The organism is Nocardia alba NBRC 108234 (assembly GCF_001612665.1).
GTDB classification, from domain to species: Bacteria; Actinomycetota; Actinomycetes; order Mycobacteriales; family Mycobacteriaceae; genus Nocardia; species Nocardia alba.
Genome location: NZ_BDAX01000001.1, coordinates 307053 through 321741 on the forward strand (window position 1 = coordinate 307053; position 14689 = coordinate 321741).

Annotated in this window: 12 protein-coding genes and 1 pseudogene; 4 read left to right on the forward strand and 9 right to left on the reverse strand. The window is 67.0% G+C overall.

What is annotated here, in order from left to right:
* From NA12_RS01460 to NA12_RS01475, 4 genes are all read right to left on the reverse strand, one after another.
* Entirely contained in the window at positions 1-1149 is a 1149-nt protein-coding gene (locus tag NA12_RS01460; RefSeq protein WP_067445067.1) for an acyl-CoA dehydrogenase family protein, read from the reverse strand.
* Positions 1149-2378, reverse strand: a complete 1230-nt coding sequence (locus NA12_RS01465) for an acyl-CoA dehydrogenase family protein (protein ID WP_067445070.1) — start codon at positions 2376-2378, stop codon at positions 1149-1151. Before NA12_RS01465 ends, NA12_RS01460 begins: the two co-directional genes overlap by 1 nt.
* A 124-nt stretch (positions 2379-2502) precedes the next feature.
* The gene (hpnE, locus tag NA12_RS01470; RefSeq protein WP_165914795.1) at positions 2503-3912 is read right to left on the reverse strand and encodes a hydroxysqualene dehydroxylase HpnE; all 1410 of its coding nucleotides are present in this window, start codon (positions 3910-3912) and stop codon (positions 2503-2505) included.
* 158 nt (positions 3913-4070) lie between these two features.
* Complete coding sequence (locus NA12_RS01475; RefSeq protein ID WP_067445073.1) at positions 4071-4769, reverse strand: TetR/AcrR family transcriptional regulator; 699 nt, start codon at positions 4767-4769, stop codon at positions 4071-4073.
* A gap of 76 nt (positions 4770-4845) precedes the next feature.
* Between NA12_RS01475 and NA12_RS01480 the strand changes: the two genes are divergently transcribed.
* Positions 4846-6060 carry an acetyl-CoA C-acetyltransferase gene (locus tag NA12_RS01480; protein WP_067445243.1) on the forward strand — a complete coding sequence of 405 codons (1215 nt, stop codon included), beginning with the start codon at positions 4846-4848 and terminating at the stop codon, positions 6058-6060.
* 37 nt (positions 6061-6097) lie between these two features.
* The gene (locus tag NA12_RS01485) at positions 6098-8263 is read left to right on the forward strand and encodes a 3-hydroxyacyl-CoA dehydrogenase NAD-binding domain-containing protein (protein ID WP_067445076.1); all 2166 of its coding nucleotides are present in this window, start codon (positions 6098-6100) and stop codon (positions 8261-8263) included.
* A 28-nt stretch (positions 8264-8291) separates the two neighbouring features.
* On the opposite strand, the gene NA12_RS33455 is transcribed toward NA12_RS01485, so the two are convergent.
* The 3 genes and pseudogenes from NA12_RS33455 to NA12_RS01495 all read right to left on the reverse strand — a co-directional run bounded on the left by NA12_RS33455 (position 8292) and on the right by NA12_RS01495 (position 9406).
* On the reverse strand, positions 8292-8453 hold the full coding sequence (locus tag NA12_RS33455; protein ID WP_157106369.1) for a hypothetical protein: 162 nt from the start codon (positions 8451-8453) through the stop codon (positions 8292-8294).
* 235 nt (positions 8454-8688) lie between these two features.
* Positions 8689-8970: pseudogene (locus NA12_RS32910) on the reverse strand (nucleotidyltransferase family protein); the annotation flags it as partial.
* Positions 8971-8989: 19 nt separating this feature from the next.
* On the reverse strand, positions 8990-9406 hold the full coding sequence (locus NA12_RS01495; RefSeq protein WP_067445080.1) for a MerR family transcriptional regulator: 417 nt from the start codon (positions 9404-9406) through the stop codon (positions 8990-8992).
* Positions 9407-9525: 119 nt separating this feature from the next.
* On the opposite strand from NA12_RS01495, the gene NA12_RS01500 reads away from it, so the two are divergent.
* Positions 9526-10476, forward strand: coding sequence for an alpha/beta hydrolase family protein (locus NA12_RS01500; protein WP_067445082.1), 951 nt, complete (start codon positions 9526-9528; stop codon positions 10474-10476).
* Positions 10477-10698: 222 nt separating this feature from the next.
* Here NA12_RS01500 and NA12_RS01505 read toward each other — a convergent pair whose 3' ends face one another.
* Both NA12_RS01505 and NA12_RS01510 read right to left on the reverse strand, forming a co-directional pair.
* Positions 10699-11847 (reverse strand): acyl-CoA dehydrogenase family protein, encoded by a 1149-nt coding sequence (locus NA12_RS01505; protein WP_067445084.1) that lies wholly within the window; start codon positions 11845-11847, stop codon positions 10699-10701.
* A gap of 103 nt (positions 11848-11950) precedes the next feature.
* A complete protein-coding gene (locus NA12_RS01510) occupies positions 11951-12940 on the reverse strand; it encodes an AraC family transcriptional regulator (protein WP_243654863.1) in 990 nt (329 codons plus the stop codon).
* A gap of 180 nt (positions 12941-13120) precedes the next feature.
* On the opposite strand from NA12_RS01510, the gene NA12_RS01515 reads away from it, so the two are divergent.
* On the forward strand, positions 13121-14605 hold the full coding sequence (locus NA12_RS01515) for a flavin-containing monooxygenase (protein WP_084472264.1): 1485 nt from the start codon (positions 13121-13123) through the stop codon (positions 14603-14605).
* Positions 14606-14689: the final 84 nt, after the last annotated feature.

Here is a 14689-nt window from a genome sequence, read left to right on the forward strand (position 1 = left end):
CTACGGCCTCGTCAGCGCGGCGTAGCGGGCGAGGTGGTGGTCGGCGGATCCGAATTCGTGCTCGATCGCGGTCAGCCGCTTGAAATAGTGGCCGATGGCGAGTTCCTCGGTCATGCCCATCGCGCCGTGCAGCTGGACCGAACTCTGGCCGATGAACCGGGCGGCCCGGCTGATCGTGACCTTGGCCGCCGAGGCTGCCCGCGCCCGCGCCGCCGGCGCCGCGTTCAGCGAGTGGATCGCCAGATACGTTGCGGCGATGGACTGTTCGAGCTCCATGTACATATCGACCATGCGGTGTTGCAGCACTTGGAAGCTGCCGATCGGCTGATCGAACTGCCGGCGCTGCTTGGCGTATTCGACGGTATCGGCCAGCACCTTGCGCATACATCCGACCGACTCCGCGGCGATCGCCGCGACGGCCTCGTCCGCGGTGGCCGCGATCGACGGCCATGCCTGCCCTTCGGTGCCGAGCAGTGCGGCGGCGGGCACGGTGAACTCGGTGAAGGTGATGTCGGAGCCGACCCGGTCGTCGATGGTCCGATAGGAGTGGACCGCCACCCCCGCAGGCGGGTTCGCCGCATCGAATTCGCTGAGGAACAACGAGATACCGGATTCGTCGCGCCGAGCGCCCGAGGTGCGCGCGCTGATGATCAGATGCGTCGCCAGCGGCGCACTGGTCACGACGGTCTTGGTGCCGTCGATCACCCACGAATCACCCTCGCGCCGCGCGGTCGTCGACACATCGTGCATCGCATGACCCGATGTCGGCTCCAGCGCGGCGAACGCGATGCGAGCCGCACCGGCCACGATCTGGCGCAGCAACGCCTGCGCCGCGGCACCGCCGCCGCGTTGGAGCAGCCCCGCCCCGACCACGACCGTGTCGACGTACGGTTCGACGACGAGCGCGCGTCCGAGTTCCTCGGCGATGACCATCATTTCGATCGGACCACCACCCATGCCGTCGACCTCCTCGGGCAAGGTCGCCCCGAGGATGCCGAGTTCCTCGGCGAAACCGCGCCACACTGTCGGCTGCCACCCCGCGTCGGACTTGACCGCGCCGCGACTCTTCTCCAGGTCGTACCGGGCACCGAGGAATCCGGCCACCGAATCACGAAGAAGTTCCTGCTCTTTGGTGAAGGTGAAGTCCATCAGAGCCCCAATGCTGCTTTGGCGAGGATATTTCGCTGAATCTCATTGCTGCCCGCGTAGATCGAGCCCGCCCGGTCGTTGAAGTAACGCAGCGGTGCGACCGCCTGCCACTCCTGCCCGCTGCGGTAGCCGTCGGCCGGTGGCTGGAACTCGGCGATCGGCCCGCCGGGCATCGTCGCGTGCGGCTGGTATACCCGACCGCGCGGACCCGCGGCCTCGAGTGCCAATTCGGTGATCCGCTGGCTCAATTCGGTGGCCAGGATCTTGAGCATCGACGAGGCGGGGCCGGGATTCTTGCCCTGCGCCATCATCGACAGCGTCCGGTACTCGAGGATCTCGAGCACCTCGGTGCGAATCCGCGCTTCGGCCAGCTTCGCCGCGAAGATAGCGTCATCGATCAGCGGATTGCCGTCCGGACCGGCCTGCTCGGCGGCCGCGGTCGCGACCTCCTGGGCCATGACCTGCAACATCGGCGACAATGCCCCACCACGTTCGTGGACGAGCAGGTATTTCGCCACGGTCCAGCCATCGTCGATCCGGCCGAGCACATTGGTCTTCGGTACCCGGACGTTGTCGAAGAAGACCTGGTTCTGCACCTGCTCGCCCGAGGTCATGACCAGTGGGCGGACTTCGATACCCGGCGAGGTCATCTCGATGAGCAGGAAGGTGATGCCCTCCTGCTTCTTGCCCGTGCGTGAGGTGCGGACGAGGCAGAAGATCCAGTTCGCCTCCGTGGCGTGGGTGGTCCAGATCTTGCTGCCGGTGCACACGAAGTCCTCGCCGTCCTCGACGGCGGCCATGGTCAGCGAGGCCAGATCCGACCCGGATTCCGGCTCCGAATACCCCTGACAGAAGAACACCTCACCGGTCAGGATCCGTGGCAGGTAGTACGCCTTCTGCTCGGCCGTTCCGAAGGCGACGATCGCGGGCGCGACCATCCTGATGCCCATCGGTGACAGCGCGGGCGCACCGGCCTGCATCAGCTCCCGGCCGAAGATGTAGTGCTGGGTCAGGCTCCAGTCGCAGCCGCCGTATTCGACCGGCCACGCCGGCGCCGCCCAGCCACGCTCATGCAGAATGTGTTGCCACTTCATGCTGGCGTGGTGATCGGGATAGACACTGGTCGCCAAGTGTCCGGCGCGGCGTAGGTCGGGTGTCAGCTTGTCGTCGAGAAAGGCCCGAACCTCATCTCTGAAGGCCAGATCGGCCGCTGACCAGTCGTAATCCATCAACCCTCCCGGAGGGATGTGTGCCAGTGCGTCCGTGTGGACCTGCGGCTGTGTGAGACACAATGTACTTCTGTCTCAGTGTGGAATCAACCGATTCGGAGTAGTTATCGGCCAGAATCAGCAGTCACTTAGATCCGGCTGCGCCGGTCCCGGCGTCGAGATATTCGCCGACGGCGCCGACGGCGCGGATCGCGCTCTCGACAGCGGCCTCCATCGTGGAGGGCATCCCGGTCTCGGTCCAGTCGCCCGCGAGGAACAGCCCGTCGATCGGCGTGCGCTGTGGCAGGCGCAACTCGTCGAAGCCGGGCTGCGCCGAGAAGGTCGCCTGCGGCTGGTGGATGACGTGGGTGCGCAGCACCGTGGCCTCGGCGACCTCGGGATAATGCTCGGCCAGCGATTCCATTGCCGCCGCGGTGAATTCGGCGTTGGGCAGATGGACCACATCCCACGAGGCGCTGACGGCCAGCGAGTAGCAGTGCCCTGCCTCGGTCTCGACGCCGTGCATGCCGGTGGTGTCGAACACCCACTCGATGGTGGTGTCGCGCAGATTCTCCGCGAGTCGTTGCATCTTCAGCGGCCGATCCAGCCACACGTAGACGCTCGAGATCGGGGCGGGCTCGATCTTGCGCGCGGGGGTGAAGTGGTCGTACTGCCCGAGGCGTCCACGATCGAGCAAGGTGGTCAGCGACCATGGCGGCAACGTGAGCACCGCCGCGTCGACGTCGATGACCCGCCCGTCGGAGAGTCGTACGCCGGTGAGTCCGTCGTCGACGATCTCGATATCGGTGACGCCGGCCCCCACGACGATCTCCGCGCCGCGCGCCCGCAGATACCGCTCGGCGGGCGCGACGAACAACTCGTGCAGGCTCACCCGTGGCCAGACCGCGTCACCGGCCCTGGTATTGCCCGACAGCGCGCGCTTGCCGATCCAGTGCAGGGTCTGGACGAACATGGAGGCCGACACCCGTTCGGTCTTCTCGTTGAGCAGGCCGATGACGAACTGATCGAGCACCAGCGCGCGCATCGACGGTGGTGCGCCGATCCGGCGAAACCAGCGATCGACGGTCAGATCGTCGAGTTCCGGTGCTGGGCGCAGCGCGGCGCGCACGATCCGCGCCCAGGTGCGCAGGGCGGCCGGTCGCTCGCGCAGCGGGATCGGCGGCCACACCATCCAGGACAGCCCGACCGCCCGGCGCAGCGTGCGTGGCAGCCACGTGGGCGCGCGCAGTGTGAGCAGGCGATCGGGTCCGGTTCTGATCGCGAAAGGGGGAGCGTCCCAGCGGAGTTGGTCGCGCGTGCCGATGGTGTCGACGTAGCGCAACAGCGCGTCGTAGCAACCGGCGAACAGGTGCTGACCGTTGTCGACTTTGCCATCGATGCCGGGTACCTCGAAGGAGATCGTGCGACCGCCGAGCCGTCCCCGCTTCTCGACGAGGGTGACCCGGTGGCCTGCCTGCGCGAGCCAGACCGCCGTGGCCAATCCGGCCAGGCCTGCCCCCGCGACCAGGATGTGCGGGGATTCCTGCTGCCCCATCGGTACCTCCGGAGATTCGATGAATGCGAGAGTGGATGAGAGACTTTCATCGTCATGCTCGCATACCGTCGACATGTTCGGACCGGAACCGAACCTGCTCGTGCGGAACGGAACTCGCTACGTGACCGGGGACGCGCGGCGCTCTCGGTCGAACGGGATCAGCTCGTGGGTGACTCGGAAGGGTCGTCCTCGCGCAGTTGGCCGCGCTGACGCCGCCGGAGGCCGTCGGGGCCCAGAATCTGTTCCAGGACCACGAGGAAGATCTCGGTCGACTCGTCGACGAGCTCCTCTCTGGTGAGGTCGAGCGCTCCGTTGAGCCAGCCGTAGACGGTCTCGTACAGTCCGCCGACGAGGTGCATGGCGGCGAGTTCGCCGTACGCCCGCACCGCCCCGGTCATCTCGGGGTTGAGGTGCTTGTTCACCGTGGCCAGGACCAAGGCGGCGAAGCTGCGGATCGTCGCGGTGCGGCGGGTGTTGAGGACGGGATTGAACTGGGCCTCGGTGAACGCGATGCGGATCACCCGCGGATCGTCGGCGACCGCTTGCACGCCCGCGGCGATGGCCGCGTGCACTTTGTCGCGCAGGGGAGCGGGTGCGGCGCGCACCCGATCGGCGATCATGTCGGTCAGCTCGCTGATCACCTGGTCGTAGACCTCGGTGACGACGGCGTCCAGGGTGGTGAAGTTCTCGTAGAAGTAGCGCTCGGTCAGTCCGGCCTGGCGGCAGAGACCGCCGACGGTGAGCCGGGTCGAACCCTGGGTGCCGATCATCTCCCTGGCGGCCTCCAGGAACGTCGTCCGACGCTGCGCGCGTCGCTGTTCGGCGGGCACACCCGCGTACGCGCGATCCTTGACCATCCGTCGAGTCTGCCATACAGCCTTGTCAGATTTCCAAATCTGCTGCATTCTATTGTCAGATTCGAGCGAGGAGAGAATCATGACCGAGGCATTCATCTACGAGGCGATCCGCACGCCGCGTGGGCGTGGCAAGAAGACCGGCGCCCTGCACGGCGTCAAGCCGCTCGACCTGGTGGTCGGGCTCATCGAGGAACTGAAGACCCGCCATCCCGGACTCGACCCGGCGGCAATCGACGACATCGTCCTCGGTGTGGTGTCCCCGGTGGGTGACCAGGGCGCCGATATCGCCAAAACCGCCGCACTGGCGGCCGGGCTGCCCGACACCGTCGCCGGCGTGCAGCTCAACCGGTTCTGCGGCTCGGGCCTCGAAGCCGTCAACACCGCCGCGCAGAAGGTCAGGTCGGGCTGGGAGCAGCTCGTCATCGCCGGTGGCGTGGAGTCGATGTCGCGGGTTCCGCTGGGCTCCGACGGCGGCGCGTGGGCGATGGACCCGGTCACCAACTACCACACCTACTTCGTGCCGCAAGGCGTCGGCGCGGACCTGATCGCCACGGTCGAAGGCTTCACCCGCGACGACGTCGACGCCTTCGCGGTGCGATCGCAGCGCAAGGCCGCCGCCGCGTGGTCGGGCGGCTACTTCGCCAAATCCATTGTCCCGGTGCGCGACATCAACGGCGCGGTGCTGCTCGACCACGACGAGTTCATGCGCCCCGACACCACGGTGGAGAGCCTGGCCGGGCTCGCCCCCTCGTTCGCGGCGATGGGGGAGATGGGCGGCTTCGACGCCGTCGCCATGCAGCGCTACCACCACGTCGAGAAGATCGACCACGTCCACCACGCCGGCAACTCCTCGGGCATCGTCGACGGTTCGGCGCTGGTACTGATCGGCAGTGAGTCCGCCGGTGTCGCCGCGGGTCTGACGCCGCGCGCCCGGGTGGTCGCCTCGGCGGTGAGCGGCGCCGACTCCACGATCATGCTGACCGGGCCGATCCCGGCGACCGAGAAGGTGCTGGCGCTGGCCGGGCTCACGGTCGACGACATCGACCTGTTCGAGCTCAACGAGGCCTTCGCGTCGGTGGTGCTGAACTTCCAGAAGAAGCTGAACATCCCCGAGGACAAGCTCAACGTCAACGGCGGCGCCATCGCCATGGGCCACCCGCTGGGCGCGACCGGCGCCATGATCACCGGAACCATGGTCGACGAGCTCGAGCGCCGGGGAGCGCGCCGCGCGCTGATCACGCTGTGCATCGGCGGCGGTATGGGCATCGCCACCATCATCGAGCGCGTCTGAGCGTCGGACTCCGAGACCGAAGGAACAACGAAAAGCCATGACTGACAACATGATTGCCTGGGAACTCGGCGCCGATCGGGTGCTCGTGCTCACGATGGACGACCCGAACCAGTCGACCAACACGATGACCGAGTCGTTCGCCCGCGACCTCACCGCGACCGTCGACCGGCTCGAGGCCGAGCGCGACAGTTTCGACGGCGTCATCCTCACCTCGGGCAAGGACACCTTCTTCGCCGGTGGCGACCTGAACCTGCTGATGAACGCGACCCCGGAGTCCGCGCCGCAGATCGCGCTCGGCCTCGACACCTACAAGGCGGCGTTCCGCCGGCTCGAGACGCTGGGCAAGCCGGTGGTCGCCGCGATCAACGGCACCGCGCTCGGCGGCGGCTTCGAGGTCGCGCTGGCCACCCACCACCGGATCGCGCTCGACGTCAAGGGCAGTCTGCTCGGGCTGCCGGAGGTCACGTTCGGCCTGCTGCCCGGCGCGGGTGGTGTCACCAGGACGGTGCGACTGCTCGGCATCACCGCCGCGGTGCTCAATGTCGTGGGCCAGGGTCAGCGGATGAAGCCCGCCAAGGCGTTGCAGGTCGGCATCGTGCACGAGGTCGCGGCCACCCGCGGGGAGATGTTCGACAAGGCGCGCGCCTGGATCGCGGCCAACCCCGAGGCCGCGCAGCCATGGGATGTGAAGGGCTACAGGATCCCCGGCGGCACGCCGTCGAGCCCGGCGGTGGCGGCGAACCTGCCCGCGTTCCCGGCGAATGTGCGCAAGCAGCTCAAGGGTGCGCCGATGCCCGCCCCGATCGCGGTGCTCGCGACCGCGGTGGAGGGCGCGCAGGTCGACATCGACACCGCGTTCGCGATCGAGACCCGCTACTGCGCCAACCTGATCTGCGGCCAGGTCTCGACGAACATGATCAAGGCGCTGTTCTTCGATCTGGGCACCATCAACAAGGGCGGCAGCCGCCCCGAAGGCTTCCCCGTGCGCACGCCGGAGAAGGTCCTCGTGCTCGGCGCGGGCATGATGGGCGCGGGCATCGCCTATGTGCAGGCCCGCGCCGGCATGCAGGTCGTGCTCAAGGACGTCACCATCGAGGCGGCCGAGCGCGGCAAGGCCTACTCGCGCAAGCTGCTCGACAAGGCGCTGCGCAAGGGCGCGATCACCCAGGACTCCTACGACGCGATCCTCGGCCGCATCCACCCGTCCGCGGATCCGGCCGACGCCGCCGGGTGCGACTTCGTCGTCGAAGCGGTGTTCGAGGATCCGGGTCTGAAGAAGAAGGTGTTCGGCGAGATCGAGCACCTGGTGAACGCCGATGCCCTCCTCGGGTCCAACACCTCGACCCTGCCGATCACCGATCTGTCCACCGGCGTGCAGCGGCCGAAGGACTTCATCGGCCTGCACTTCTTCTCCCCGGTGGACAAGATGCCACTGGTCGAGATCGTGGTCGGTGAGCAAACCAGCGACGAAGCCATCGCCCGCGCCATCGACTACACCCTGGCGATCAAGAAGACGCCGATCGTGGTCAACGACAGTCGCGGGTTCTTCACCAGCCGGGTCATCGGCCAGTTCATGGACGAGGCCATCGCACTGGTCGCCGAGGGCGTGCACCCGGCCTCGGTCGAACAGGCCGCCACCCAGGCCGGGTACCCGGTGGGTGCGCTGGCGCTGGCCGACGAGATCAATATGAAACTGGCGCAGAAGATTCGGCGCAGCCTGAAGGAGAACCTGCTCGCCGACGGCAAGAACTGGGTGGACTCGAACGCCTACCCGCTCGTCGACGCGATGGTCGACGACTTCGATCGGCCGGGCCGACTCGAAGGCCGCGGCTTCTACGAATACGACGCCGACGGCAAGAAGCTCGGCCTGTGGCCGGGACTGGTCGAGAAGTACACTCGCGACGATCACGGCATCGCGTTCATCGACATGCAGGAACGGATGCTGTTCGCCGAATCCCTCGATACCGTGCGGTGTTTCGATGAGGGCGTGCTGCGCACCGTGCCGGACGCGAACATCGGGTCGATCTTCGGGATCGGGTTCCCGGCCTGGACCGGCGGCGTGATCCAGTACATCAACCAGTACGCGGGCGGCCTGGCCGGATTCGTCGCGCGAGCCGACGAGCTGCGGGCCGCCTACGGTGACCGCTTCGAGGTCCCGGAGTCGTTGCGGGTCAAGGCCGCTGCCGGAGAGACACTCGGCTGACCGTCCCGAAAACCGAACAGAACCCCCGTCACCCGGAATTCCGGGCGGCGGGGGTTCTGTGCTGGAGCGCCCAGTGTTCCGCCATCGACGACCGTGACCAGTGAGTGCCGCCGGCCAGCGACTGCTCGAGGGTCAGATCGACGGCCTTCTGCACCCGGTCGAGAAGGATCGCGGCGGACGGCCCGGACACGGCCGCCGGAATCGGTGCGGACCAACACGTGTCGTCGGCGTTCTGGGCGCCGAGGTGACCGGGAAAGATGTGCTGATCAACGCCGTCGCCTGTCCCGACATCGTACGTCGCCGCGACAGGCCGACCGCCTACTGAGTTTCGCCCTCGACGGCCTCCTTCCTCGGTTGTCCCGATCCCTTACCGAATCTGTGACCGAAGACGAGGCCGAGCGACAGGGATGGCACTTGTCAGTTGATCACCATGGTGTGGTTGCCGCTGTCGGCCAGGGCAGGACAGTCAATTCAGGCCAATGGCGTAGCCAGCGGCCGGCTTTGGCCTCATAGACGGTGCGCGGTGCAAGGACCGGATTGGGACGCACGATGAGGTTGAACACGTCCGACAGTCCGTGCGGGGCATAGACGCGCCAACGCCCTTCTGGTTGCTCGAGACGGACTCCCAGGCAGCAGGTGGTGGCGGCGAAGGCATCGATCGCGTCCTCGGTGGACCTGTGTGCAGGGCATGGCTTCCCGAACTTCTGCTCGTACCAGAGACTTCCGTCACATCAGCGTGTTTCCGCCATTGGCATCGCCATGGGTGTGGTCGGCGCGATTGCGGCAGGACTGGCCGGTAAGCATGTTGGTCGTGGCGCCGGTGATAACCGAGTCGAGCCGGTCGCGGGTTTCGCTCAGCTCGGCGAGCTGTCTGTCGATGTGATCGCGTTGTTCGGCCAGCCGGGCAAGCAGTTCCGGTGTGGCGTCGCCGTCGACAACGCACGGCATGAGCTCGACGATGGCCTTGCTGGACAGGCCGGCGAGGTACAGCTGCTGGATCAGCCGGACCCGGTCGACGGCGCTGCCGGGGTAATGGCGCTGACCACTGGGGCTGCGTTCGGCGGCGAGCAGACTTTGCTCCTCGTAGTACCGCAGTGCCCGGACACTGACCCCGGTCCTAGCGGCGAGTTCCCCGATACGCATCCGCCCTCTTCGTGATGTGCCGCACAACTGTTTGCCTCTGACGTCAACGTCAGATTTTAGCGTAGCTGGTGTGGGGCTGATCGCCCCTTCTCTGTCCGTCCACACAGAAGGAAACCCCCATGACCACGTCCGAAACTGCGGCGACCAGCGTCACCGGCGGCCTCGCCGCCACCCCGATCATCTCGGTCAAACCGATCGTTCTGCCTGCCGTCGAGCGCGGCAACGACCTGCACGTACGCGTGTCCGCGCCGGTTACCGGGCGCGATCTGCCGATCATCTTGTTCGCGCATGGATTCGGCTCGAACCTGGACGGCTACGCACCCCTGACCGACTACTGGGCTGCCCACGGCTTTGTGGTGTTCCAGGCCACCCATCTGGACTCCAAGAGGCTGAAGCTGACTGAGCAGGACCCCCGCAAACTCCAGATGTGGCGGTTCCGCGTCGCCGACATGAAACGCATCCTTGACGACCTCGACGTGCTGGAAGCAGCCGTCCCTGGCCTTGCCGGGCGCTCGGACCACGGCAGCATCGCCGTGGCCGGACATTCCTTCGGCGGCCAGACCGCCGCGATCCTGCTGGGTCTGCGCGTCACCGACCCGCAGACCGGAGTAGCAGAAGACCTCTCCGACTCTCGGATCACAACGGGTGTCCTACTGGCCACGGCAGGGAAGGGCGGCGACGACCTGACCCCCTTCGCCGCCGCGAACCTCCCCTGGCTGCGGGACCAGGACTTCTCTCACATCACCTCGTCGGCCCTCGTGGTCGCCGGAGACAGGGACGAGCTCCCGCTGACCACCCGGGGACCTGAATGGACCACCGACCCCTTCACCCTCAGCCCCGGCGACAAGAGCTTGCTCACACTCTTCGGCGCCCAGCACTTCCTCGGAGGCGTCTCCGGCTACGACGCAGCCGAGACCACCGACGAGAACCCCGCACGCGTCGCGCTCATCCAACAGGTCACCCTCGCCTACCTGCGCCACGCTCTCGGCATCGATAGCTCCACTTGGACAGCGGCCCAAGCGGCCCTCGCCGGCACCCGCCATTCGATCGGACGACTCGAATCCAAATGAGGGGTGCCGTAAAGATCGGCGTGCAGGGGGTGGTTGCGGTCACCGGTATCGCCCGAACCCTACTGGCGGCCAACATGTTCCAGACGCGACGCCTCGGCACCCCGCACGCGAGACCGACGGGGTACCGAAGCGAATTCTCGGTAGCGCCGGGCTCCGCCCGCATCGCGGGACAACGCGCGGGGTGCGCTGCTCGCACCGTCGCCGAAACCGTGACGTCACCGGCTACAGCGAGCGGGCGATCAGTTCCTTCATGATCTCGTTCGTTCCCGCGAGAATGCGCAGGACCCGGGCGCTGGTGAAGATCTCCGAGATCGGGTACTCGGTCATGAATCCGTATCCGCCGAACAGTTGCAGGCACCGGTCGGCGACCACGCTCAACTGATCGGTGAGCCAGTATTTGGCCATCGATGCCGTGGTCACGTCGAGCTCGCCCGCCAGGTGGTCGGTGAGACAGTCGTCGAGGAAGACGCGGGAGATTCGGGCGATGGTGGCGCACTCGGCGAGCTCGAACTTGGTGTTCTGGAAGCCCAGCAGTGGTTTTCCGAAGGCCTGCCGGTCCTTGGTGTAAGCGATGGTCATCGCGACCGCGGCCTCCATCGCCGCCACCGCCATCACCGCGCAGACGAGTCGCTCCTGCTGCAGCAGCTTCATCATCTGATAGAAGCCCTGGCCCTCGGCCTCGCCGAGCAGGTTGCCCACCGGCACCCGCAGGCCGTCGAAGAACAGCTCGGCGGTGTCCTGGCCGGTGCCGCCGATCTTGTGCAGGGTCCGCCCGCGGGTGAAGCCGGGGGTGTCGTCACCGACCTCCGCGACGATGAGCGACACCCCGGCGGCGCCCTTGTCGGGGTCGGTCTTGGCGGCGATGATGACCGCGTCGCACAGCGCGCCGTTGCTGATGAACATCTTCGAACCGGTGATGACGTACTCGTCGCCGTCGCGCACCGCCCTGGCCTGGATGTTCTGCAGGTCCGATCCTGTTCCCGGTTCGGTCATCGCGATCGAGAGCAGGCAGTCGCCGCTGGCCACCTTGGGCAGCAGGCGCGCCTTGAGCTCCTCGGAGGCGAATTCGACGAGATAGGGCGCGACGATCCCGGAATGGATCGAGATGCCCATGGCGGTGTCGCCCGCCCGCGACTGCGCCTCGATGATCGCGGCCTCATGGGCGAACGTGCCGCCTCCGCCGCCGTACTCCTCCGGGATCGACGGGGCCAGCAAGCCGAGCTTGCCCGCCTTGCGGTAGAGGTCGCGGTCGGGATGGCCCTGCTGCTTGTACCGCTCGGCGCCAGGAAGCACCTCCTTCTCGAAGAACTTCGTCGCGAGTTCGCGCACGGCCTCGATCTCGTCGTCTACCCAGCCCGCGTGTGCGGTCATCAGTGCCTCCCAGGACCCAATATGCCTTAATCTGCGAAAACAGCTTGTCAGATATATTGGCACAACGTCAATAGTGGTCGGTGGGCGGTCCGGGCCGTCGCGATCAGCGGCGCGCCCTGGTGCGCCGGTAGGCGGCCGGAGTGGTGGTCGTCCAGCGCTTGAAGGCGCGCACGAACGAGCCTGCCTCGGTGTAGCCGAGACGCACCGCGATCTCCCCGACCGAGAGCGCGGTGGCGCTCAGCATGTCCTCGGCCAGACCGCGCCGTGCCTCGTCGAGCAGGACCCGGTAGCTGGTTCCGTCCGCGGCGAGATGGCGCCGCAGAGTGCGGCCGGTGACCCCGAGATCGTGCGCGACCGCGTCCAGTGACGGCGGTATCGCGATCCCCACGGCACCGGTTCCCGCCAGCAGATGATCGCGAACATCGGCCGCTGTTCCGGTGCGGGTGGTCCGGCGGTCGATCAGGTCACGGCATTGCGCCAGGCACAGGGTGAGCGTGGCCTGGTTCGCCTGTGGCAGTGGCCGGCGCAGCGTTTCGGCGGCGATCACGATGCTGGTCTCCGGCTGCCCGTATCGGGGCGCGACGCCGAGGATCGCGGCGATCAGGTCGTCGTAGCCGGGTGCTGGAAACGCGAACCGTGCGTCGCGGACCTCCACCGGTGCGCCGAGCAGGTCGTCGAGCACCCGGTGCATCGCGAAGGTGTCGCGTTCGACGAGGAATCGCGCTACGTCATCGGGAATCCGATCGTGCCGGATCCGGGCGATCATCTGCCGGTCGTCGAACTCCACCACCGGAGTGCAGAAGGCGAAGCTCAATCGAAAGTAGCTCAGCGCCAAGGAGATCGCCTCGCCGAGCGTGGGGCTGGTGATCCAAGCGTAGCCATAGATGCCGAAGGTGCTGATGTGGTATCTGCGACCGACTTCGATGCCGAGCGCGGGCCGGTCGGGGAATTCGCGCAGCAGATTGCGCACCACCAGCAGTTCCGTGCGGGCATCGATCTGGCGGTCGGCGGAGTCGAGGTCGGCGACCGACAAGCCGGTACCGGCGAGGATCGAGGCGGCCTCGGCTCCCTGCTCGATCGCGAAGTGAGTCATCACAGCGACGCTGGCGACACCTCGTGGGAAGTCCCACGTGTCCAGCTCTGGCTCCTGCCGCGCGTGCATGCCCGTCATTATGGCCTGAAATGTCAATTTCCTGTCCGCGGTCATCCTCGTCACCACTCGCCCGGCGGCCTAGCGTTGACCGAAGAAATCCATGACATGAGGAGTTCCGCAATGCGCGTTCGGACAATGCCGTCCGTTGTCATCATCGGTACCGGGTTCGGCGGCCTCGGTATGGCGATGGAATTACTGCGCCATGGATTCGACGACCTCGTCATCCTGGAGCGGGCCTCGGACGTGGGTGGGGTGTGGCGCGAGAACACCTACCCGGGCGCCGGTTGCGATATTCCGTCCCCGCTCTACTCGTATTCCTATGAGCCGAAATCCGATTGGCCCAAGCGGTTCTCGGGGCAGCCCGACATCCACGCCTATCTGCGGGACGTGGCGCGCGACAACGGTCTGCTCGAGCGGATCCGATTCGAATCGGAGGTGACCGAAGCCCGCTTCGACGATGCGACCGGGACCTGGACGGTGCGCACCGCCGACGGTTACGAGACAACCACCGACGTGCTGATTTCCGCGGTCGGTCAGCTTTCGCGGCCCGCGCTGCCCGCCATCGCGGGGCTCGGTACGTTCGCCGGACCCGCGTTCCACTCCGCGCAGTGGGATCACAGCGTCGACCTGACGGGCAAGCGGGTGGCCGTGGTCGGCACCGGTGCCAGCGCGATCCAGTTCGTGCCCGCTATCGTGCCGCGCGTGGGGGCGCTGACGCTGTTCCAGCGCTCGGCGGCGTGGGTGCTGCCCAAACCCGATGTCGAGTACAAGCCGTGGCATCACCGGATGTTCGCGGCGGTGCCGCCGGTCCGCCTCGCCGAGCGATTCGCGGTCTGGGCGCTGTGTGAGTTCCTCTCGCTCGGGCTCGTCGACGTCACCGCGATCAGGGGCGTCCTCACCAGGATCGCCGTGAATCATCTGCGCGGGCAGGTCGCCGATCCGGAACTGCGCGCGAAACTGACGCCCGACTACCCGGCCGGCTGCAAGCGTGGGCTGTTCTCCAACACCTACTATCCGGCGCTCACCCAGCCGCACGTGCGGGTCGAGACGACCGAGATCACCGAAATCGTGCCGACCGGGGTGCGAACCGCCGACGGCGTGCTGCACGAAGTGGACGTGATCGTCTACGGAACCGGGTTCAAGGGCACCGAATTCCTGTGGCCGATGGCGATTCGCGGCGCGAACGGGCGCGCGCTCGAGGACGAATGGCAGGGCGGTGCCCGCGCCTATCACGGCATCACGGTTCCCGAATTCCCGAACATGTTCCTGGTGTACGGGCCCAATACGAACCTCGGCGTCGGTTCGATCGTCTACATGATCGAGTCGCAGGCCCGTTATATCCGCCAGGCGATGCAGGAACTGTCCCGCCATCCGGCGCACACCCTCGAGGTGCGCCGCGCCGTGGCCGAGGACTACGACGTGAAGCTGCGGGCGCGCCTGGACCGGACGCCGTGGGGTCTGTGCTCGAGCTGGTACCGCAATGCCGCGGGCCGGATCACCAACAACTGGCCGGGCGGGGTCGCGAGTTATCGATGGCAGACCCGAACGCTGCGTCCCGAGCGTTTTCACCTGAAAGCCCGCGCGACAACGACTGCGGGGCAGTGATATTCGGGTGTTCTCCGGCACCGTGGCCGACGTGCGTGGCGACGGCGACGGTGCTGCGTCGACGGGACCGGACCGACCTGCTCG